22 protein-coding genes are annotated in these 20,216 nt (G+C 60.9%); 11 read left to right on the top strand and 11 right to left on the bottom strand.

Annotation, left to right across the window (positions count from 1 at the left end):
• The first annotated feature begins 521 nt into the window (after positions 1 to 521).
• Genes F7D01_RS13795 through F7D01_RS13785 form a run of 3 tightly spaced genes read left to right on the top strand, consistent with a single transcriptional unit; the run spans position 522 to position 2,247 of the window.
• Positions 522 to 1,040 (top strand): hypothetical protein, encoded by a 519-nt coding sequence (locus F7D01_RS13795; protein ID WP_215228030.1) that lies wholly within the window; start codon positions 522 to 524, stop codon positions 1,038 to 1,040.
• Positions 1,040 to 1,666, top strand: coding sequence for a hypothetical protein (locus F7D01_RS13790; RefSeq protein ID WP_215228029.1), 627 nt, complete (start codon positions 1,040 to 1,042; stop codon positions 1,664 to 1,666). Before F7D01_RS13795 ends, F7D01_RS13790 begins: the two co-directional genes overlap by 1 nt.
• 20 nt (positions 1,667 to 1,686) lie before the next feature.
• Entirely contained in the window at positions 1,687 to 2,247 is a 561-nt protein-coding gene (locus F7D01_RS13785) for a hypothetical protein (protein WP_215228028.1), read from the top strand.
• Positions 2,248 to 2,862: 615 nt separating this feature from the next.
• On the opposite strand, the gene F7D01_RS13780 is transcribed toward F7D01_RS13785, so the two are convergent.
• The 4 genes from F7D01_RS13780 to F7D01_RS13765 form a co-directional block, all read right to left on the bottom strand.
• Positions 2,863 to 3,432 carry a hypothetical protein gene (locus F7D01_RS13780; protein WP_215228027.1) on the bottom strand — a complete coding sequence of 190 codons (570 nt, stop codon included), beginning with the start codon at positions 3,430 to 3,432 and terminating at the stop codon, positions 2,863 to 2,865.
• A gap of 163 nt (positions 3,433 to 3,595) precedes the next feature.
• A complete protein-coding gene (locus F7D01_RS13775; RefSeq protein ID WP_215228026.1) occupies positions 3,596 to 3,889 on the bottom strand; it encodes a hypothetical protein in 294 nt (97 codons plus the stop codon).
• Between the two features lie 130 nt (positions 3,890 to 4,019).
• A complete protein-coding gene (locus tag F7D01_RS13770; RefSeq protein WP_256443709.1) occupies positions 4,020 to 4,595 on the bottom strand; it encodes an SOS response-associated peptidase in 576 nt (191 codons plus the stop codon).
• 61 nt (positions 4,596 to 4,656) lie between these two features.
• Complete coding sequence (locus F7D01_RS13765) at positions 4,657 to 5,331, bottom strand: thermonuclease family protein (protein WP_215228024.1); 675 nt, start codon at positions 5,329 to 5,331, stop codon at positions 4,657 to 4,659.
• Positions 5,332 to 5,452: 121 nt separating this feature from the next.
• Here F7D01_RS13765 and F7D01_RS13760 point away from each other — a divergent pair, with 121 nt between their 5' ends.
• From F7D01_RS13760 to F7D01_RS13750, 3 genes are read left to right on the top strand one after another with little or no spacing between them, the layout of a single operon-like run.
• A complete protein-coding gene (locus F7D01_RS13760; RefSeq protein ID WP_215228023.1) occupies positions 5,453 to 5,686 on the top strand; it encodes a hypothetical protein in 234 nt (77 codons plus the stop codon).
• A gap of 12 nt (positions 5,687 to 5,698) precedes the next feature.
• Positions 5,699 to 6,124 carry a LexA family transcriptional regulator gene (locus tag F7D01_RS13755; RefSeq protein ID WP_215228022.1) on the top strand — a complete coding sequence of 142 codons (426 nt, stop codon included), beginning with the start codon at positions 5,699 to 5,701 and terminating at the stop codon, positions 6,122 to 6,124.
• The gene (locus F7D01_RS13750) at positions 6,121 to 7,401 is read left to right on the top strand and encodes a Y-family DNA polymerase (RefSeq protein ID WP_215228021.1); all 1,281 of its coding nucleotides are present in this window, start codon (positions 6,121 to 6,123) and stop codon (positions 7,399 to 7,401) included. The genes F7D01_RS13755 and F7D01_RS13750 overlap by 4 nt, the downstream gene beginning before the upstream one ends.
• A gap of 155 nt (positions 7,402 to 7,556) precedes the next feature.
• Here the strand turns inward: F7D01_RS13750 and F7D01_RS13745 are convergent, their stop codons facing one another.
• Positions 7,557 to 8,696, bottom strand: a complete 1,140-nt coding sequence (locus F7D01_RS13745) for a YeiH family protein (RefSeq protein ID WP_251566906.1) — start codon at positions 8,694 to 8,696, stop codon at positions 7,557 to 7,559.
• An 82-nt stretch (positions 8,697 to 8,778) separates the two neighbouring features.
• Here F7D01_RS13745 and F7D01_RS13740 point away from each other — a divergent pair, with 82 nt between their 5' ends.
• From F7D01_RS13740 to F7D01_RS13725, 4 genes are all read left to right on the top strand, one after another.
• On the top strand, positions 8,779 to 9,639 hold the full coding sequence (locus F7D01_RS13740; RefSeq protein WP_215228020.1) for a LysR substrate-binding domain-containing protein: 861 nt from the start codon (positions 8,779 to 8,781) through the stop codon (positions 9,637 to 9,639).
• Between the two features lie 519 nt (positions 9,640 to 10,158).
• Positions 10,159 to 11,085, top strand: coding sequence for a diacylglycerol kinase family protein (locus F7D01_RS13735; protein ID WP_215228019.1), 927 nt, complete (start codon positions 10,159 to 10,161; stop codon positions 11,083 to 11,085).
• Positions 11,079 to 11,978 (top strand): hypothetical protein, encoded by a 900-nt coding sequence (locus tag F7D01_RS13730; protein WP_215228018.1) that lies wholly within the window; start codon positions 11,079 to 11,081, stop codon positions 11,976 to 11,978. Before F7D01_RS13735 ends, F7D01_RS13730 begins: the two co-directional genes overlap by 7 nt.
• Complete coding sequence (locus F7D01_RS13725; protein WP_251566900.1) at positions 11,975 to 12,724, top strand: nucleotidyltransferase family protein; 750 nt, start codon at positions 11,975 to 11,977, stop codon at positions 12,722 to 12,724. Before F7D01_RS13730 ends, F7D01_RS13725 begins: the two co-directional genes overlap by 4 nt.
• On the opposite strand, the gene F7D01_RS13720 is transcribed toward F7D01_RS13725, so the two are convergent.
• Positions 12,721 to 14,058 carry a lipopolysaccharide biosynthesis protein gene (locus F7D01_RS13720; RefSeq protein ID WP_215228016.1) on the bottom strand — a complete coding sequence of 446 codons (1,338 nt, stop codon included), beginning with the start codon at positions 14,056 to 14,058 and terminating at the stop codon, positions 12,721 to 12,723. The two genes, F7D01_RS13725 and F7D01_RS13720, sit on opposite strands and share 4 nt — an antisense overlap.
• A gap of 13 nt (positions 14,059 to 14,071) precedes the next feature.
• Positions 14,072 to 15,217 (bottom strand): hypothetical protein, encoded by a 1,146-nt coding sequence (locus F7D01_RS13715; RefSeq protein ID WP_215228015.1) that lies wholly within the window; start codon positions 15,215 to 15,217, stop codon positions 14,072 to 14,074.
• Positions 15,218 to 15,359: 142 nt separating this feature from the next.
• On the opposite strand from F7D01_RS13715, the gene F7D01_RS13710 reads away from it, so the two are divergent.
• Positions 15,360 to 15,860 (top strand): DUF2141 domain-containing protein, encoded by a 501-nt coding sequence (locus tag F7D01_RS13710; RefSeq protein ID WP_215228014.1) that lies wholly within the window; start codon positions 15,360 to 15,362, stop codon positions 15,858 to 15,860.
• Between the two features lie 37 nt (positions 15,861 to 15,897).
• Here the strand turns inward: F7D01_RS13710 and rfbA are convergent, their stop codons facing one another.
• From rfbA to F7D01_RS15610, 4 genes are all read right to left on the bottom strand, one after another.
• Positions 15,898 to 16,806, bottom strand: coding sequence for a glucose-1-phosphate thymidylyltransferase RfbA (gene rfbA, locus F7D01_RS13705; protein ID WP_215228013.1), 909 nt, complete (start codon positions 16,804 to 16,806; stop codon positions 15,898 to 15,900).
• Between the two features lie 103 nt (positions 16,807 to 16,909).
• Complete coding sequence (locus F7D01_RS13700) at positions 16,910 to 17,920, bottom strand: EpsG family protein (protein ID WP_215228012.1); 1,011 nt, start codon at positions 17,918 to 17,920, stop codon at positions 16,910 to 16,912.
• A 48-nt stretch (positions 17,921 to 17,968) separates the two neighbouring features.
• Positions 17,969 to 19,027, bottom strand: coding sequence for a glycosyltransferase family 4 protein (locus F7D01_RS13695; protein WP_215228011.1), 1,059 nt, complete (start codon positions 19,025 to 19,027; stop codon positions 17,969 to 17,971).
• A gap of 1 nt (position 19,028) precedes the next feature.
• Positions 19,029 to 20,201 carry a glycosyltransferase family 4 protein gene (locus F7D01_RS15610; protein WP_371819727.1) on the bottom strand — a complete coding sequence of 391 codons (1,173 nt, stop codon included), beginning with the start codon at positions 20,199 to 20,201 and terminating at the stop codon, positions 19,029 to 19,031.
• Positions 20,202 to 20,216: the final 15 nt, after the last annotated feature.

Below are 20,216 nucleotides of genomic sequence, written 5' to 3'. Positions count from 1 at the left end.
CGCGCACGCAAAATTACAGGCACCCCCTTAATCCACGTTGAGAACGCCACGCGCACAGCGCGCTTTTCCGAAGTGTCCACACAATTGGCGTCAGCATGCGACACCCCGAAAGCGTGGACAAGTTCGTTCTCCCTCCGAAAGAGGCGGAAAAAGACCGTGGACAAGCAATCCGAAAGGTCCACGGAAGTTTGGTAGGCGCAATACCGCAAAAGTGGGGAACCCACTTTTGCATGCTCCTGGACAAATCGGATCGGTCGAATCCTCGGCTACCTCGGGCGGATCGCCGTTCGGAAGTCGCGCTGTGCTTATTCTCTTCTCCCGTTTTATCCATGGTTCGGCGGTCGTCCCGCCTCAGGTCCTCTGTGTGGACAAGTCCTCACTCCGGAAGGCCAGCGCATGCGCGCGCGAGGAAGTGAGATAAGTGAGGATGAAGTGGGCTGAATGAGCCCGGAAAGGATAAGGAAAATTCCTCTGGGCTTGCCGCTGCCAACCGGCTGCGGCTCTCAAAAAAGGAAGCCCAGATGTTCTTTCAGAATACCACGCCAAGCAGAGCGGCCGTCATCGTCATGGACCGTCTTCTTGCTGCCCTCGACGCCCGCGATACAGCCCGCGAAGTCACCCTCGAACCCATCGGATTGAAGGTGGTGTTCGCGCTGGATCGAGCGACCGCGTTGATCGATCCGGATGCTGCTCAATGCGTGCCGATGGCGAGCCTCGTAGCGATCGCGGAAGATTACTCCCTCGACCTTCTGGTGCTGCGTGAAGTTGCACTCGGTAATTCTTCGATCGGCATCTGTTGTGACGCGATTTTGGCTTCGCATCCGTGCGACACTCTAACCCTCATGGCTCTCGAACCGTGGGCGCAAGGCGGGGTCTTGTCGCTCGTTAGAGAGCGCGGTCGGCACGCGATCCGCGTCGCCGAGAGCGGCTGCGAAATCGTGCTCGGCCAGCCTTTCTCGACGCCGGGCCAAATGCTGTCCGGGCTTCTCCGAGCACAGTCGCCGATAGCAATCGATATGCGCCGCGAGGAGCGTGTCTGATGGCCCGGAAGAAGCCCGTCACCGTCAATCCCAACATCGCTTGGTCGGCGTCCAATCCGCACAGCTGGTTGATCTTGCGCGCCGATGCGCCGGGCGCCGAAGCTGTGCCTGGATGGCGCGTTATGCATGGCAATCTCAGAGCTCGCCATCGTGATCATGACAACTCGCTGACCGCGTTCGCGCAAGCCAAATTGAGACCCGACGGAACGCCCGGATGGATTCCGACCGCGCATCGCGTTGAAGTGCTGTTACCAGCTCATGCAGACGACGCGCTGTGCGATCCTGAAACGCTGATCGTAAGGGCCGAAGCGGAGCTGCCGAACGATCCCAAAGGACTCGCAACGTATGTCACGCTGACGTGCGCTCCCGATCGCCTCCACGCACAATTCGAGGTCGCGCGGCAGGTCGCGCGCGACCTCGTCGATCGCTTCGAGGTGGCGGTCCTAATCGTCCAGCATGTGCCGGCAAAGGCGGCCAACGCGAACGCTCCGCACTGCCACCTAGTGATTCCGGGACCGCGCCGACTGACGGCCTGGAGCGGCTTCGGTTCCTATGTCACGCAGCTCTCGAGCGATGCCGGCCGCGACGTGGTCGTGGACACTCTTCTGAACGCGCTAGCTGTCTAGTTCCTTGCGGTCGGCGCATCATGGCGCTGGTCACCCACCCCCGAAGGAAAATCATGTTCAACGCCACCCGCAAGGGCGCCGCCGACGCGCGCGCCCGGATCCTTGCCGAAACACTTTGCGAGGCGGCTCAGCTGCCGCTCCAAACCAATCTCTCCGTCCTCTTTCCCGCATTCCACCAATCGATGCACTTGCCGGAGCCAGACCTCATACTCCTTCCGACAAGTGCCGACCTGCCGTTCGCGCGGCGATGGTCGCAACCGCTAATTCGCGAAGCGCGATGCGACCTATTGCTGGTTTCCTGGCCAGCCGGAACTATGCCCGCGTTTATGCGCGCCACGTGGAGCGTTAAACGAACGGGATGGACCGCGCCGCTCCGCCTCTGGATGTCGATTGTGGATGAGCCATGGTTCGTGACGAGCTGCGGCCCAAATGCCCGCGCCTTCCGGTTGGCAGATGCCCGCCGCTGGCAATCCAGCCCGCCGTTCTACACACAAGCCGAGATGCGGAGTGGCTTCAGTCGAGCAGGTCACTGGGTCGAAACTCTGGACCGTGATCTCGTCGGGGAGCGGGCCATATTATGATCGGCGATTGCGAAGCACAACGGCTTCTCGATCTCGTTGGTCGTTTCGTTCCGCCCTATCGGATCGATCCGCGGATCCTCGCGGATGGTCTGTAACTGTGAGACACCGAGGCCGAAGTGGTGGTTGCCTGCAGCATGCCGCCCAAAGCGCTCGACGACAAACATCACGAGGGTCTCGTATGGCTAGCCAACGCGTTGATTAGGATTGAACGGAAGTCTGTCACGAGCGACGCGATCCGCAAAGTTCTGGCACGGCCGATCGACGCCTTTGAAGGACCTAGCCCGGCGGACCTAGTCGTCGGTTCGCTCAAAGACCTGAGGCGTTTGCGAAGCGAGTTCAATGCGATCCGACCACCGCGAACGAAATGGTGACGGCTAGGGCACAAGCGAAAAAAGCGCGACGTCTGAACTAGTGGGAAATACGGCTTCGGGAAACGTGTTAGGCGATCTAACGAAAGCTCCGACCTATGGCAGCTTTGCGCCCCATATCGGTCATTAACCTAACCGCCCACGGCTCCCGAAAGCGGACATAGCCGTCAGGCTTCAGCCACGTCCGCTTCAGGGGCATTCTGGGCGGCCCCGAGATGTCGGAGATTGGGAGGGTAAGCGGACGATGTTAAACTTCCCAATCTCTTAACAACGAGACTGCTCGCTGGAAGTTCTCTCTTAGTTTAGGAAGTTCATCATCGTTTAGGCTGATGGTGAGCAATAAATCGCCACTAGGAAGGGATGCCTTGCATAGGCCGGGATGTCCTTCAATCTCCATTTTGTGGCAACTCACAAAGGGCGCATCCACAGCGGCGGGAGTATCCGGACTGTAGGTCCACCACGTATCGTCGCCCGTCCTACGCCAGCCGTGGCCCTGCCATTCAACCGTCTGCGGGCCACAAACCGTTCGAGAAACGTATCCGCTTCCATTCGCTCGCTCGCAGACATCCACCCGGCTTTGGACAAGCACGCTCCTTTGTTGGCGTAGTTCCGCTTCAGGGTTGAGGGTGAAAATGAATCCTTCGTCTTGCGACTTGGGCAGAAAGAACGGGTAATCACTCTTGGGGACCAGGTAGGCAGAGGATACGTCATACCGATGACCTGCGACTTGCTCCTCAGCATTGGCGCAACCACCTAAAAGAAAAGCCGTCGTGCCGACTGCGACCATGAAAGCTGAGAGTGTTCGAGCAGCGCTCATGCTCGAACAATGACGCTTGGCATCGACGTCCGCAATGGGGTCGCTAGTGGCTGGTCCGGTTTTGGGTTTGAAAAGGGTCGAACCTGCCAGTCCGCTTATGAAGTGGCCACCGAACGGCGCGAGCGTCTGCAATTGGGGTGGTTAGCCGCCAAAGGGCGACTGCCTAGACAATTCGCTCCGCATTTAAGATCGCCACCCATCCGGCGATCGTAAAGGTCAGAAAGGCGAAATTAAAAGCAATCAATTTGCGCCGATCCGGTTGCTCGACAAAAGCTTTCAAGCGACATGGCCGAAAGAATACGAAATAGCCTACGGACATGAAAAGCAACCAATTCAAAATGATGAAGGGCCAAAGAGGTATGAACGGAACGGCAAACGGAGCAGCGATCAAAATCGCTGATGCTGCCATAGAAGCTAGCGTTGCTTTTAGGTAGTTGGGTCTTGTCATTTGCTGCATCGATCAAAGCATAGGAATGCGATCCAACCGCCGCAATGGGGTCGTTAGCCGAACGGCGGCTTTCCTCACTTTCAGGCCCAAGCGCGGACTGGCGGCTTACGGCCCAAGTTCCGTCATCACCATCGTTCTATCATGACATGATCATCATCCGTTCGTCATCGAATGGTCGGGCGAGCGCGGTGGCGGCATCGTAATCGCCAGTGAGCCATGCCTCGTGTGTATCGGTCTCGAGCAGCACCGGCATCGCCTTGGGGTGGATCGCGCCGACGGTTTCGTTCGCCTGCGTCGTCAGGAACGCCATGTGCGGCCCGTCGCTCGTCTGGCGCCATAGCCCAGCAAACGCCGATACGGGCGTGTCGGTCCGTTCGAACCAGACCTTGCGCTTTGTGCCCTTCTCGCCGGTCCATTCGCAGAACTGCGTCCAGGGCACGAGGCAGCGCTGGTCGGGGTTCGACAACATCGGACGCCAGAATGGGCTCGACAGGTTGCGGACATTGGTGACGGGACGCGATCCGCTCGCAGGCGGTGGCACGCCCCATTCGATCTCGTCCAATGTCAGCGTGCCGTCGACCATGCGCAGGACCGGAGCCGATTGGTCGGGGTAGATCTCGTCGCGCGGTTTGAGGTTGGCGCGGTCGCCTTGGAACGCGCCGAACACCTGGCGCATCTCGTCGACGCTCGAACGCATGCGGTAGAGGTTGCACATTGCGGCGATATGCCACCGCTAGGTGCCGCTGGCCATCACCCGATGAGGACCTCTGCGAGCGCTAATGGCCCCGGTAAGGCTCGCAAGCTATCCCGTCGCCGTCGCCGTCCATGCCGCTACGGTAGCCCGGCTGGCCGCGATAGAGCGGCGCCGCGCCAGCGGCACGGGCCGCTGCGCAATTGCGGTAATAGACATCGCGACGAACAGGCTGGCGTGTGGCGGTGCTCGCCTGAGACGGCTGAGCCTGCGAGGCGGGCTTGGCATATTGCTGCGGATGCGCTGCGCGGTAGGCGCCTGGCATCTCGAAGGCCGACCCCCACAGCCCCACACCGCGCGCTTTCGCCGCCGCCTCGGCATCGACATAGTCGGTGGTAAAGTGCGGAAGGGCAACAGCCATCCCGGCGTCGATCATCGCTTGCGCGACATCCGTTCGCCCGGCCCGGCAAACCGCAACCATCCGGCCGTAATCATCCCGGTCGCGCTGGGTGCACTCGACCGGCTTTCCGGCAACGAGCGCCGCCATCATCCGGCTGGCATCCTCGCCGCAGCGCCAGACCGCGCCGCCACGCTGGCAGGTCTGGTCCGCCTCAGGCGCGTCGATGCCGAACAGACGGATGCGCTCGCCGGTCATGTGCAGCGTATCGCCATCGACCGCGGTGGCAGGGCCCGACATGATGATCTGGGCAAACGCCGGGACCGATACGATCGCGAGCGAGAGAGCGAGGATCCAGCGCATGGGAGGGATGTAGGGCAATAGCGCTAACAATCGGTGAGCAGGTCCGCTGGCTGTTCCCTGACATCCCTTGTCCAGCAGTTGCTACCTTGCCAGCGATTATCTGTTCTCATAATGTTCCGTCATGGCGAGCGAATCAACCACCCCAACCGAACTGCACGAACGCGAGCGGAGCGCCGCTATCCGCGAAGCTCAAATCGCCTTCGACCGCTGCCGCTCGTCCGACCTCGACAGGAACGGTTTCGCGCGCCTCGTGGAGCTGCGCGACGCGACCAAAGGCCTGCTGGCGGTTCTCGAACGCGAGCTGCCTAGCGAAGGATCGACACAGCGCGAACAGCGCGCGTTCGCGTTCGACTGAACACGAACGACCGTGACCGCGCTTCGCCTGACGCAGCTCGACTGGACCGCGGTCCCGCGCGAAATACCGCTGCTGCTTGTCAGCACGCCTGCCGGGTTTCCTTCGCCTGCCCAGGACGACATGGAGGAGCCGATCGACCTGGGCGCGTGGCTGATCGACAAGCCTGCGGCGTCCTACATCATGCGGGTCGATGGGCATTCGATGGAAGGTGCCGGTATCGCCGACGGCGATCTGATCGTGGTCAGCCGCGCCGAACGACCGTCGCCCGGCCGGATCGTGGTCGCGCTCGTCCACGGCGAGCGGACCTTGAAGCGTCTCAGGAAGATGGATGGCCGGCTCTGGCTCGTCCCCGAAGCCGACGGCTATCCGCACACACTGGTTGACGAGTATGTCGAGATCTGGGGTGTGGTGGTGGGCCTTGCCCGCAAATATCCGTGACCGGCGCGATCGCGCTGCAGGACGCGAACAACTTCTACGTCAGCTGCGAGCGCGCATTCGATCCGAGCTTGCGCGGCGTTCCCGCGATCGTGCTGTCGAACAATGACGGCTGCGCCATCGCCCGGTCGGCCGAAGCGAAGGCGCTCGGTATCCGCATGGGCGATCCGATCCACCTGATCCGCGACAAGGTCAAGGCGCATGGGATCGCGGTGCGTTCGAGCAATTACGCGCTCTATGGTGACATGCAGCGGCGCATCCTCGCCGCGATCGAGCCGTTCGCGCGCGATGTCGAGATCTACTCGATCGACGAGAACTTCCTCGACCTTGCCGGGTTCGAGGACCGCGATCTGGTCGCGCACTGCCAGGCGCTGCGCGAGCGGGTCGAGCAGTGGACGACGATCCCGACCTGTGTCGGCATTGGTCCGACCAAGACACTGGCGAAGCTGGGCAACGCTGCGGCGAAGAAGAACCCGATTTTCGGCGGGATCGCCGACATGCGCGATGCCGATATTGCCCGCTGGGTGATGGACCGGTTCCCGGTTGGCGATGTCTGGGGCGTGGGCCGAGCGACCGCGGGCAAGCTCGCCGCGCTCGGCATCCACACCGCAGGCCAGCTGCGCGACCTGCAGCTGCGGCAGGCCCGCGGCCTCGGCACGGTGGTGCTGGAACGGTTGGTGGCCGAGCTCAACGGAGTGCCTGCGCAAGCGGTCGAGGTGATAGAGCCGCAGCGCAAAGGCATGGCTGTGACACGCTCGTTCGGCACGCCGGTTACCAAGCTCGAGGTGCTGATGGGCGCGATCGCCCAATACGCCATGCGGGCAGGCGAGAAGCTGCGCCAGCACGGGTTGGTCGCCGGGCGTCTGACCGTGTTCTTCCACACCAACCGGCATCGCCCCGACCGGCCGCAATACAGCGCCAGCCGCACGCTGGCGCTGCATCCGATGAGTGCTGACGGGTTCGTGCTAATCGCGGCAGCCCGCCGCGGAGTTGAGGCGGCCTGGCGCCATGGGTTCGCGTTCACCAAGGCGGGGATCATGCTTGAACATCTCGAGCGGGCCGAGCTGCGGCAGCGAACGTTATTCGAGTGCGCCGATGGAATCGAGCGGCGCGAGCGGCTCATGGGCGCGCTCGACGCACTCAACCATCGCTACGGGAAGTTCTCGGTCGTGCCCGGCGTGCAGGGGTTCAGGCGTAGCTGGACAACGCGGGCCGATATGAAATCGCCAGCGTGGACCACACAGATCGAGGAGGTGCCGTGTGTCATGGCGAGGCGGTAGGGGCATGGCATGGCATGACATGGCAGAAACGGGGCCGTCAGCCGACAGGCCGCTTTCGCTCTCGCGGCACCCGCAAGCGGACCGACCGCTTACGGCCCATTCTCTGCCGCGGTAGCAGTGCTCGCGCATCCCGCTTCGCCGCGTCGCCGACTTTATCAAAGCCCGACGGAAAAGATCGCGGCGAGCGCGACGGCTCCGAGCGTGACGAGCGAGAGCACCACGGCGGCAGTGACCGGACCGCCCGCCTTGGCGACGGTGCGCACGTCGACGCCGAGGCCGAGTGCGGCCATCGAGATTACTGTCAGCAGAGTGGCCGCCGTCGCCATCGGGGCCAGAAAGGCTTCCGGGATCAGTTCGAAGGAGCGCGCGGCGGCCAGCGCGATGAAGCCGACGATGAACCACGGCACCAGCCTGTGCAGCGGCGGACGGGCAGGCTTGGCGCGGACGCCATCGCCATCGCACGCGCCCTCGTCCGCTTCGCGCAGGCGCGGCGCCAGCATGGCGAGGACCACGCAGACCGGGCCGAGCATCAGCACCCGCACCAGCTTCACCAGCGTGCCGATCTTAATCGCGGTCGCCCCGAATGGCGCAGCGGCGGCGATCACCTGCGGCACCGCATAGACGGTGAGGCCCGACAGCGCGCCATATTGCAGATCGGTCAGCCCAATGGCGAAGCCCAGCAGCGGCAGGCTGAGCACCACCACCACGCCGAGAACGGCGGTAAACGCGATGGCGGCGGCGACATCGTCGCTATCGGCATCGATCACTGGTGCGACGGCGGCGATCGCGCTGTTGCCGCAGATCGAGTTGCCGCAGGCGACCAGTATCGCCATTCGCTTGGGCAGGCCGAGTGCGCGGCCGATGAGGAAGCTCGCCGGGATTACCAGCGTCACCACCACCACGACCGCGCCCAGCATACCGGGGCTGACCGCCAGGATGGTTGCAGCGCTGACAGATGCGCCCAGCAGCACCACCGCTACCTCCAGCAGCAGATGCGCGCTGAAGTCTATCCCCGGCAACCAGCGGGCATGCGGCGTCCAGGCGGTGCGGATCGCGGTGCCGATCAGGATCGCCAGCACCAGTGCCTCGATCCACGCCTTGCCGAACAGATCGGCTTCGAGGCTCGCGCCAGCGTAGGCGAGCGCGGTCACCATGCAGCACAGGAGGAAGCCCGGTAGAACGCGGCGCGGGTGGTGCAGGGCCTTCGACGGAGCGTGGGCGAAGCTGTTGCGGGGTTTGGTGGCCACGGCGGCGGGGCCACTCGGCATAGGCTGGTTCTTTCGGGGGCTGGTCATCTAAGAAAGATGCGGTCACTAACCGTTCGATTCCAACGCAATGTCCTTATCATTCCGTTCGCTTACGCTTATAGATCAGCGAATGACCCTCGATCAGCTTCGCATCTTCGTCGCCGTGGCCGAGCGCGAACACGTCACTCGCGCGGCGAAGGCGCTGAACCTCACGCAATCCGCGGTCAGCGCTACCGTCTCGACACTGGAGGAGCGACACGGCGTGCGTCTGTTCCACCGCGTCGGGCGCGGGATCGAACTGACGGAAACGGGCCGCGCCTTCCTCGCCGAAGCGCGCGACGTGCTCGCTCGTGCGGACGAGGCGCGGCGTATGCTGGACGATGCGGCGGGGCTGGAGCGCGGCCGTCTGTCGATCGTCGCCAGCCAGACGATCGCGGGTTACTGGCTTCCGCCGATCCTCGCGCGGTTCAAAGCGCGCTATCCCGGCATCACGATCGAACTCGCCATCGGCAACAGCGTTCAAGCTGCCGATCGGGTGAAGAACGGTTCGGCAGAACTGGGCTTCATCGAAAGCCCGCTCGACGACCCGGCTCTCGCGCGTTGGCAGGTCGGCGAAGATCGGCTCGCGCTGATCGGCACTGATCCGCCGGACGATCCCGATGCCGATACCTTGCGCGCGCTACCCTGGCTGATGCGCGAGGAAGGATCCGGCACACGCGCCGCGCTGGTTGCGGCCTTGCAGGATCAAGGAGTGAAGCTCGATGAATTGAATGTGGTCCTGACGCTGCCATCCAATGAGGCATTGCTGTCCGCTGCCGCAACCGGCGCTGGCGTAACCGCGCTGTCCACCTTAGTCGCTGGGCCGCTGATCGCCGCCGACACAATCCACGACGCCGCCTTCGAGATCGCATTGCGCCCCTTCTTTGGGCTGCGGCACAAAGAGCGTTATCGCTCCAGGGCCGCCGATGCGTTGCTGGATTTGATGAACTGATAGGCTCGACGTGATTGGCGGCGACACAGCATAAGGCTGTCGTCCCCGATAGGCATGCGAATGTCTGCTTCTCTCAATATACAACTAGAATCAGACGGTCTGCTGCCGGCCCAAAAGCGATTGCTGACGAAAGGCATTCTGTTCGAAGCGCGCTATCTCATCCTAATCAGCCGCTGCGCTTTGCACCTTGCGTTGTTCCCATCGGTGTGCGACCTAGATCAAATAAGTTTTGTTTAGCTGCACATTTTCAATGAGTTAGTTCGACTCGATAAATGGTCGGGAATCCTCTCTCCCCGACCATTTTCTTTGCCAAACGCCGGTTGCTGCCCGGTGATGACGTGTCGGAAGGCCAAGGTGTGACGTACCGCCGCGGTATTGCATAGCGCGCGCTCAGGTTCGATATAGGCGCCTCGACAGCGACTTCGGAGTTTCGACATCACCGCCATTTCCGATCGAAAGACCGGTTCCCTTGCATTGGTGAAACCGGAGCACGATGCGGGCGAGACTGCCGCGCGTCCGTTGGCGCGCGTCGGCGTGATCGGCAATCCCCGCAGCCATCGTAACAAGGGAGGGTTACGCCCGACCGGCCTACCCGAAGCGGTCATCTACAAGCACGAGCCGAGTTCGCGTCCGGAACTGTATCGCTATATGCGCGAGTTCAAGGCCGACGCCATCGACATGCTCGTGATCGACGGCGGCGACGGAACGGTACGCGACGTGCTGAGCGTTGCCCGCGACGTATTTGGACAAAACCTGCCACAGATCGGGGTGATCCCGTCGGGCAAGACCAATGCCCTCGCCTTCGATCTGGGCATACCGCGCGGCTGGCAGGTTGGCGATGCCGTCCGCGCTCATCAGGAAAATCGGACAAAGACTCGCTCGGGCATCGAAGTTCATTGGACCGACGGTCACCGCCCCAGCCAGATGGGTTTCATCTTTGGCCTAGGTGTATTCGGACGCGCGACCATGCTGGCACAGCGTGTTCACAAGCGTGGGATATTCAACAGCCTCGCGGTATTTTTTACTCTCGTCATCGGTCTGTTCAAGACCATGGTCGGGCGCGATTTGAACAGTTGGCGCCGTGGTGACATGGTTTGGCTTTCGGGAGATGGGGAGGGCAGTCGGGGCCGGCGCTTCTACATGATTTTCGGCTCTACGCTGCGACGGATGCCGTTGGGGCTGAAGCCGTTCGGACGCAAGCGGGACGGTATGAAGTTCCTGCTGATCGATGCGCCGCCCAAAGCATTGCATCGCCATGTGTTCCCGGTCCTGCGAGGTGCGGAGCGCACCGGATTGGAGGAAAACGGCTATCGCCGCCGCGATGTCGACCGGCTCACCATGCGGATCGGAAAGAGCTTCGTGCTGGATGGCGAGCAATTCCCGGGCGGCACGATTACACTCAGCAAGAGCGAACCGATAACGTTCGTGGTGCCGGAGCCGTGCTGACCGACGCCGTCGACGAGATGCTCTACACTCCTGTCGCCCCCGTTTTTCAGCAGGCGGCAATGCGAGTGGCGGATGAATGCGGAGCCGACGCCGTGCTCTTCTACGGCTCATCCCTGCGTACCGGAGATCGCGAGGGCGTAGCCGATTTTTATGCGCTGATCGACGATCAGACTGGTCGTCGAGCGTCTTGGCGCTGGCCCATCGTCAGCTACCACGAATTCCCAATCGCGGGAGAGTGCATCCGCGCAAAGGTCGCCCGCCTTACTCTCGCGGAATTCGCGCGCGCTGCGACGGGGGCGAGTACGGACACCACGATCTGGACCCGGTTCTGCCAACCCGCCCGCCTTCCCTTCACCCGCGATGATGCGGTCGCGAATCGGGTTCGCGTCGCAATCGCCGACAGCATCCTCACCGCCAGCCGCTTCGCGGCCGCACTGGGGCCTCGCACAGGGACCAGTTCCACCTACTGGCTGAGCCTTTTCCAAGAGACCTATGGTGCCGAATTCCGCGTCGAGACAAAGTCGCGGGCCCATATCGTAGTCGCAAACGAACCGCATCATTTCGCTCGCATGCTACCCCTCGCGTGGCAGCGCCTCGGCCTGATCGACGTGGTTCCGCCCGAAGAGGATGCGGAGTTGGAACCCGAAATGAGCGACACCATGCGGCGGCACTGGTTGCGTCGATGGCGAACGCGTAAAAAACTGGGCAAGCCGCTCAATATTATACGGCTGTTTCGGGCCGCCTTCACCTTCGAAGGTGCGACTCGCTATGCCCTGTGGAAGATCGAGCGGCATTCCGGCGTGCGGATTGCCGCCACGCCATGGCGAGAGCGCCATCCGGTGTTGGCGGCTCCTGGGGTTCTCTTTCAGTTGTGGCGTCGCAAACGCTCGTGACGGGATTTGCGGCTCTCGTCCTCGCTGGGGATCGCGGCGAAAGCGATCCGGTTGCGCAAGTGGCCGGCGTGACGGCGAAAGCGCTGGCCGATGTCGCCGGCCGTCCGATGCTTGCCCGCGTGGTCGATGCCTTGCGGGAGGCGGGGGCGATCCGGATAGCGGTCGTCGCTTCCAACGAAGCCGTGATGACCTTAGCCCGAAATCTGGAATGCGAAACCATACCAGCGGCCCCGGGACCTAGCGAGAGTGCCGCTCGCGGGTTCGCACTGCTGGGCGCTCCGATGCTTCTAACCACCGCCGATCACGCCCTTCTGCGGCCGGAATGGATTTCCGATTTTCGCGCTGCGATCGACCCCACAGCCGACGTTTCCGTCCTTCTCGCCCGGCGTCAGGCGGTGGAAGCAGCGGTGCCCCAGACCCGTCGGACCTATCTCCGGTTTGCTGACGGCGATTGGTCGGGGTGCAACCTGTTTCATTTCGCCAGCGAACGATCGGTTGCCGCCTTCTCGCTCTGGCAGGAAGTGGAACGTGACCGCAAGCGCCCCTGGCGTATCGTACGGCGGTTGGGGCCTGGCCTTCTGTTTCGCTACTTCTTGGGGCGCCTCGCCCTGTTCGACGCAATGGCGCATCTGGGCGAGCGCGCCGGGCTAAGAGCCGAAGCGGTGGCGTGCCCGCACGGGCTTGCGGCGGTGGATGTGGACAAACCCGAGGACCTGGCCCTCGTCCGCCAGCTCCTGGAACCCTAGACCGCTGCCTCGGCCAGCTGGTGCCGACCGGCATATCGGTACAATGCGAGACCAAGCAGCATTCCGGCGATCATCGAGCCGGCGAACACGCTGACGCTCGCCCCCAAAGCGCCCATCGTTGGCATGAGCGTGAACATCGCCGCGAACTGGATGACCACTGCCGAGCCTCGCGCGAGTGTGGCCGTTACCGCGCGTTGTACCGAGAGAAGGATCGGTTCGAAGCTCGTCGCGGCGAGTTCGATCGCGCCGGCTCCCGCCAGCCACAGGAGATAGATGTATCCCGTGCCGAAGGCCTTGCCTCCTACCAATTCCAACAACTCCCGCCCTAGAAGGGCGACGAAGATCATCACCACCGCAGCCGCGCAGAGGCATGCAGCGACAATTCGCAAGATCCCTCGCTTGAAGGCTTCGCGCGAGGCGGCCCTTATCGAGCGGACGATTTCCGGGAACGCGGCGCGGGTAAGCAGGATGGAAATCTTCGACAGCGCATTGGCAAGCTGCAGCGCCAGTCGAAAAGCCCCCGCCGCGGCCGGGCCGGCGTAGCCCCCGACAAAGAGCACCGGTGCCTGGCGCGACGCGAGCCCGAGCGATGCCTGGAGGTTCGTACTGAACAGAAAGCCAATGATGCCGGGATTGCGTCTCCGCACCTGCTCCACGCTAAGCGGTGCCTTGAGCAGGGTGCGCAGGTCCTCGGTCCGCGCGACCAGGATCCAATAGGCAAGAAAGGTGAGAGCCTCCGCCGCTGCCCAGGCGCACAGAAAGCCCAAGAGCGAAGGTGCGAATGCCAGCGCCGCCAGCGCACCTATCAGCCGGACCAGTGGTTGAACGCTATCGGCGAGCGCAGCAAGGTTGAAACGGTCGCGCAAGCGCAGGATGCCGATCGGGGTCTGACGCAGCGTGGCAAGCTGAACTATGGCATAGCCGAGCGCGTAAGGCGCGACATCGGGGGCAAGTCCAAAGGGTCGGGGCCAAAGTGCGAACAACAGCAGGATCGCGGCGATACCCGTGATCCCGCTGACGAACTCCACCACGGTCGCCGCCTTCAGCAACTGGGCAGTGGCCTCATGCTTGCCGTTTGCCTCGTGGTGAACGCCGTAATTCACGATGATCTTCCACGTCTCGAAGCTCACCAGGATGGAGACCGTCTGTGCTGCCCCCGTGATCAGCGCGAACCGGCCGAAATCCGCCAGGCCCAAGGTTCGGGTCGCTATTCCCAAATAGACGAGCGACAGGACCGCCATGACCGCGTTGCTGGCCAACAACCAGCCGAGATTGCCGAAGACCGCCCGCAACCGGTCCCGGGCCGAAGTCTGGATAGTCGTCTCGCTGGTCACTGGGCGGCGGCTCTCAGAATTTCGGTCGCCGCGCGTTGCGAGGCGGTTTTCGATGGGTCGTGCGACACCGTATCGGAGAAGATCGCCTCCTGCTCCTTGCGATAAGGCGCGAGCCGCTCGTCATAGAAGGGAAGAAGGCGCGAAAGTTCTTCCGCCGACTTCGCGACATCGCCGCACCTCCACGCAGGATAGGCGTGTTCCCTCGAGCGAGGATCGTGCGAAAAGGTGTCGAGAAAAAACACCGGTCGGGGCGTATCAGAAACTCGTAAACCTGGCTGGAGACATCGCCGATATAGGCATCCGCACCGAGCGTGTAGCTCATATCGACGAGCCGGCGCCCCCCGGTGTCGATCAGGATATTTTCCGCTTCGCGCCATCGCTTCTCGATATCCGGTCGCAGCCGTGCGGTGCGATATTCGAGCGATATGTGCAGCTTCTTCCTGAACAGCATGATGTGCGGCGCGAAGATGAGATTGAAGGCCTGCCCGTCCCCATCCGCGAACCAGTCCAGCAGCGCGGGCCCCTCGCTGTACCAGCTCGACAGGAAGGGGTCGAAATGGGGATTGTAGACGAAGACCGGTCGCTCGTTCACGAAGAAGCGCTCGCGGCGTGAGAGGTCGATCGTATCGAATTTGGGGTAACCTACGACGCGTACTCGCTCCTCCGCGGCCACGCCACGCGACACCATCTCGCGCGCGGTCTTCTCTCCGCTGACGAGGATAAGATCGAACCCGCCCTTGTCCGGATGATACGCCACGGCGCGATCGCCGGCCCCATGCGGGACGTAGACGAAGCGGGTGCCGCTCCTTGGAGCGCGCGCTCGCAGGCAGGTTCGCTCCGCGCTGACGACCACGGCAGCGGCATTCAGGCGCGCCGCGTGATAATCGAGCCTTCGAAGCCTGCGGACCGGGGCGATCAGGTTGGGAACCGCCAGTGCCGCCTCTCGCCAAGCGGGGAGCGCGAAATCGAACCACTCGACCTTGTCGCTCACCCCTTCCCCGAGCGCCGCACGCACCTGCGCCCGGATAGCGGGCGTGCTGCAGGCACACGTAATCGGGGCGGTGCGATCCAGTTCACGCGCCGCTTTCGCAATTCCCGCGATATGCGCCACCTGATGCGGCGCATCATGGTTGAAGAGGAACAGAATCTCGCCGTTCATGCAACAGCGGTTGGTCAAACCGAGTGAAAAGCGCAAGTCTGCAGATCGGTCGCTCCCACCCCGCATTCATGCTGGATGCATGCCGATTTGCTATAACCCGAACGCAAAACAAACTTTCTGAAGCAACAGGTGATCTACGACCATGCGTTACAAGTTTTACGGAGCCGGCGCGCTCGCAGCGGTTGCCGCCCTTCTCACCACGGCCAGTCCGGCGCTGTCGGAAACACGCACCCCCAACCGCCAGTGCACGGCGGGAGCGCCCTCCATCACCGTGACGGTGAGCGGTTTCAAGAACAATACAGGGACCGTGCGCGCCCAGCTTTACGGCCCTGATGCAAATGATTTCCTGGACAAGGGCGAATGGGCAATGCGGATCGAGGAGCGACGCTCCAGCCCCGGAACCATGCGCTTCTGCTTCCCCATCGACAAGCCCGGTCGTTATGCCGTGGCCGTCCGCCACGATGCCAACAATAACGGCAAATCGGACTGGAACGACGGCGGCGGCTTCACCGGCAATCCCAAACTCTCCCTGCTGGATCTGAAGCCCAAGTTTTCGGAGGCGGCGGTCACTGTCGGGAGCTCGCCGGTACGCGCGAATATCGTCATGCAGTACCGTCAGGGATTGTCGATCAAGCCGATTTGATTGGCAAAACCAGCGCCAACCCGCTGGACCACGCGCCTCAACGCATAAGGTTCAGGAGATAATCTCCGTATCCTGATTTGCGCAGGGGCTCGGCGATCCGGGCCAACTGCTCCGAATCGATAAACCCGTTGCGCCATGCTATCTCTTCGGGACAACAAATCTTGAGCCCCTGGCGCTCCTCGGTGATCCGGACATAGGTTCCGGCATCGAGCAGAGAGGCGTGCGTTCCCGTGTCGAGCCACGCAAAACCCCGCCCCATAATTTCGACCGACAGTGCTGAATCGTCCAGATACAGGCGATTAAGGTCGGTGATTTCCAACTCGCCACGTGCCGACGGCTCGAGATCGCGGGCTCGATCCACCACCGTCTCGTCGTAAAAATAGAGGCCCGTTACGGCGTAGTTCGATTTTGGATCGCTTGGCTTCTCTTCAAGCGAAACGACCTGCCCGTCGCTATCGAATTCAGCCACCCCGTATGCTTCCGGGTTACTGACATAGTAGCCAAATACGCTCGCTCCTGCATCACGGCGATTGGCGCTATTCAGCAGTTCCGCCAGTCCGTGGCCGTAGAAGATGTTGTCGCCGAGGACGAGGGCGCTGGGTCCCCCGCGAACGAAATCCGCCCCGATATGGAACGCCTGTGCCAAGCCATCCGGATTGGGTTGTACGGCGTAGCGCAGTTCCATGCCCCAGTCCGAACCATCGCCCAAAAGCGCTTCGAACGCGGCAGCATCACCCGGCGTGGTTATGATCAGCACCTCGCGGATTCCCGCCAGCATCAGCACGCTGAGCGGATAGTAGATCATCGGCTTGTCATATACCGGCATCAGTTGCTTTGAGACACCGCGCGTGAGTGGCCACAGCCGCGTGCCGCTGCCACCTGCAAGAATGATGCCCTTGCGGTTCGATCTGGCAGGAACAGCCTTCCAGGATAATTCATCGGTCATGGCTTGCCCGCCTAGCCGGTTCAAACATACGGGAGCAAGGGGATAGGTTGAAAGTCATCATGTCTAGAGAGGAGCCTAATCTCGATAATACCGCTGCTAGGTATTAATAAGCGAACTGGGTCGCCGGTGGAAAACCGCCGATCCAAGTTTGATAAGGAAGATAGCAATCTCGAAAATGAGAGGAAAAGGTGGTCCACACGCCTAGCATTAAGAGTAGGGCGATATATGGGGCCACTATTACCGCGCGACGGAGATGCGGAATATGCAGATAGGGTAGCCGAGCGAAAATAATCGTTTGAATTGGCACAAGGTAATAACCAAGCCGATCCCCGATAACGGAAGAGGCTAGCAAAGTAACTGGTAGCGCGACCATCATCAGCGATCCTATCAGGACCAACCTATAAAGGTCTGGATCCATTAGTTTCCATTGCTTCCTTAGAAACAAGAGAAATCCCCCTCCGGTTAGAACGAGAAGCAGAATCCGGAAGATCGCGCCCGCGGCCTCCGAATCTCCTACGACATATCTGACTGTCGCGGTTTCTGCGGCTTGTGTCGACAAGAGAACAATTACTCCCGGAACCGCCAAGATACCGGCGATTGCCAGCCGCGCTTTCGTCACATCGCCGTAAATAAGGGGAGCAAGCAGCAAAAATATAAGAGCGCTGGAATGAAATCCGGCAGCGAGTAGGACCAGAAAAACATACCGAATTAACCGACGATCGACGAATGCTAAGAAAGCTCCGCAAATCAGCCCGATCGCAAGCCCCTGGCGAATTGCTGTTATGGGCATATTCATAATTAAGACAGGGAAAAGAAGAGTTAGGTATGCTAAGGGATTTCTCTGACGTCTGGCCACCATGTGCACGCCAACAAAGAAAACGATGCTGCAAAGCACATTGATCCAAGGATAGGGTATTCCGAGTGAATACTGGAACGCTAGGATGTTTACCCAAACAGGCTCGCTGTCGGAAATTAATCTTTCGAACGGATAACTGCCGAAGACACGGTATTGGTTATAGTATCCCGACCAGTCACAACCTACCTCAAACCTAAATGCGACAAAGACGAACAAGCCAAAGATCGCGAACCAATATGCCCGCTTGAAGCGCGTCACACTTAATATAATGAGGGCGATATAGGTAAGTAAGTAAACCACCCTAAATCAACCCATAACCTGCTTCAGAAGACACGCAACTTTCGGCCCCCATACCGAAAGACTATATTGTTTCTCTACCTTCTTCCGCCCTTCCACTCCCATCTTATGTCGCAAGTCGGGGTCACGTAAAAGTACTGTAAGTGCTTCTCGCCACTCTGCCGGTGACGAAGCCAGGAAACCATTTACTCCATCTTCTACAATTTCCGCGTTAACTCCCACAGGCGAAGCAACGACTGGCAATCCGCTTGCCATGTACTGGATGAGTTTATACCCACACTTTCCTCGGGACCACGGGGTATCAGTGAGCGGCATGATACCGATGTCCATCGAGCGCAAACGCGTTGCCTCTTCGCTTTCCACCCAGGGAATGGTATCCACCAGCGCGTCGCCTGACGCTTCACCTCCGACCGCATGAATGCGCGCGTTCTCCAGCTTGGCGATCTCAGCCAAGGTGGGGATCAAGGGGACCATATATTCACGCCAAGTGCTCGGAGAACCGATCCACCCTATCACGGGATCGGATTTATAGTCGCTCGCGGACTTGCAAGCATATCTCTTCATATCGACAACAGTTGGAACGATCTCGACCCGTTGAGCACCCGCAGCATGGGCCCGTTCCGCGAGATACTCGTTGCCTGCCGTGACCAGGGACGAACTTTCCATCAAGCGGTCCACCTTAGATCCCAGGAGCGAACGAACCGCAGCCTTTCGATGCAGATCATACCGGTGGAATATCGCGTCGTCGCAATCGACAACTCGCGGCACCTGCCGAGGAAGGAGACCGGCCTCGATCGCCCACGGCAACCAGGGGAGTGATTCAGATTGGATCCATAGAAGATCATTAGCCGAACGAGATAACAATTCGGAACCACGACCGAAGTAAGATCGGAACGCCGAAACAAACGTATTACGACCGCTGTAGAGCTTATCGAGGTAGTTCTCAGAAAATAAAGGAGAGAACTCGCTTTCTATGCCGGCCGTCTGGAGCTCCGCACGATACTGGAGGAAGCGCAGACGGCTTGACGCTCCATTTCTGCTGTACCGGGCCAGCATCTTGACCATCATATCACGAATTCTCGCTTTTGAGAGCCTGTTGGTACACTTGCAGGTACGCAGCGGTTCCGACATCTAGCGAGTAAATCTCTTCAGCCGCTCGGCGGCAGCGATCCGAAACCGCAGGATCGCGAACCATGCGCAAAACCCGGCTGACAGCGTCATCTATACCAGCTTCGCTTCCATCCTCGAGTAATACGCCGACATTGTATTTCCTGACGATTTCCGCGACATCGCCGATCTGTCCATTGGTAAGTACTGGCAAACCGCAAGCGAGAGCCTCGCCCATTCTCACCGGAGATCGACCGATCTCTGAAGCGGCACCTGATGAATAGAAGAAAATAGAGAGATCGTGACGCCTTAAAACCTCGTGCATGTCGCCCGCCGTCACTGCAAATATTCTCAAACGATCGGAGAACGTTCGCGCGCCATCGAATGCGCTCATAACCTCCTCAGGTGGCGACGTAGTCACGATTTCGAATTTCGCGTCTGGGTATCGCTTGGCTAAATTCGCGAATGTACGAGCGAGCAAGTCCAGCCGAAACCACCCCGTGGTTATCGATCCATGACACCCAAACAAAAGCGGCCTTTCCGACGTCCGTACGGCGGGCTGGAAGCGCTGAAGGTCTGCACTTCCCGGAATGACGTGAACGCGTCGCTCCTCAAGCATCCCAGGATGCTCTTTATTTAGCCAGTCAATGGCCGCATGGGTTACCGAAACGACAGCTGCGGCGTCGCGTAGCAACCGTCCTTCCATTCGCACAATCTGACGATACGCCCACGTGTCTCGCTTGGCGCGACCCGAGGTTATAAGTTCCTCGGGCCAGAGGGATCGCATATCGAATACGTACGGAAGGCCCATCAAGCGATTGACTGCCCAAGCCGCCGTTGCGGGAATGTATGATCGCGCGTGAATCAAGTCCGGCCGGTCGCGCAATATCTCTCGAAAGACCGCAGCGCACAGAGTTGCGAGATTGAGCGCTCCTGCTAACCAGCGCGGACGATTTCGATACTGCAACCTTACCCAGCGTATGCCATGCTCCCGGCAGAATTGCCGTACCCCAACGCTTCGTGCTTCGCCCTCCTCGTCTCCGCCACGTTCGAAGGAAATCAAGGTGATAGTGTGGTCTCGCGAGAGACCGCGCAAATAGGAGAGCACCTGCGTGAGACCGAGCGGTTCAAGCATCCCAGTCCGGCTCAG

This window comes from Erythrobacter sp. 3-20A1M (assembly GCF_018636735.1).
Lineage (GTDB): Bacteria > Pseudomonadota > Alphaproteobacteria > Sphingomonadales > Sphingomonadaceae > Alteriqipengyuania.
This window is presented reverse-complemented; position numbering and strand designations above follow the sequence as displayed.

Coding starts and splice junctions, on each gene's coding strand:
- F7D01_RS13795 (WP_215228030.1), top strand. CDS start 522: ATGTTCTTTCAGAATACCACGCCAAGCAGAGCGGCCGTCATCGTCATG.
- F7D01_RS13790 (WP_215228029.1), top strand. CDS start 1,040: ATGGCCCGGAAGAAGCCCGTCACCGTCAATCCCAACATCGCTTGGTCG.
- F7D01_RS13785 (WP_215228028.1), top strand. CDS start 1,687: ATGGCGCTGGTCACCCACCCCCGAAGGAAAATCATGTTCAACGCCACC.
- F7D01_RS13780 (WP_215228027.1), bottom strand. CDS start 3,432: ATGAGCGCTGCTCGAACACTCTCAGCTTTCATGGTCGCAGTCGGCACG.
- F7D01_RS13775 (WP_215228026.1), bottom strand. CDS start 3,889: ATGCAGCAAATGACAAGACCCAACTACCTAAAAGCAACGCTAGCTTCT.
- F7D01_RS13770 (WP_256443709.1), bottom strand. CDS start 4,595: ATGTGCAACCTCTACCGCATGCGTTCGAGCGTCGACGAGATGCGCCAG.
- F7D01_RS13765 (WP_215228024.1), bottom strand. CDS start 5,331: ATGCGCTGGATCCTCGCTCTCTCGCTCGCGATCGTATCGGTCCCGGCG.
- F7D01_RS13760 (WP_215228023.1), top strand. CDS start 5,453: ATGGCGAGCGAATCAACCACCCCAACCGAACTGCACGAACGCGAGCGG.
- F7D01_RS13745 (WP_251566906.1), bottom strand. CDS start 8,696: ATGACCAGCCCCCGAAAGAACCAGCCTATGCCGAGTGGCCCCGCCGCC.
- F7D01_RS13740 (WP_215228020.1), top strand. CDS start 8,779: ATGACCCTCGATCAGCTTCGCATCTTCGTCGCCGTGGCCGAGCGCGAA.
- F7D01_RS13715 (WP_215228015.1), bottom strand. CDS start 15,217: ATGAACGGCGAGATTCTGTTCCTCTTCAACCATGATGCGCCGCATCAG.
- F7D01_RS13710 (WP_215228014.1), top strand. CDS start 15,360: ATGCGTTACAAGTTTTACGGAGCCGGCGCGCTCGCAGCGGTTGCCGCC.
- rfbA (WP_215228013.1), bottom strand. CDS start 16,806: ATGACCGATGAATTATCCTGGAAGGCTGTTCCTGCCAGATCGAACCGC.
- F7D01_RS13695 (WP_215228011.1), bottom strand. CDS start 19,027: ATGATGGTCAAGATGCTGGCCCGGTACAGCAGAAATGGAGCGTCAAGC.
- F7D01_RS15610 (WP_371819727.1), bottom strand. CDS start 20,201: ATGCTTGAACCGCTCGGTCTCACGCAGGTGCTCTCCTATTTGCGCGGT.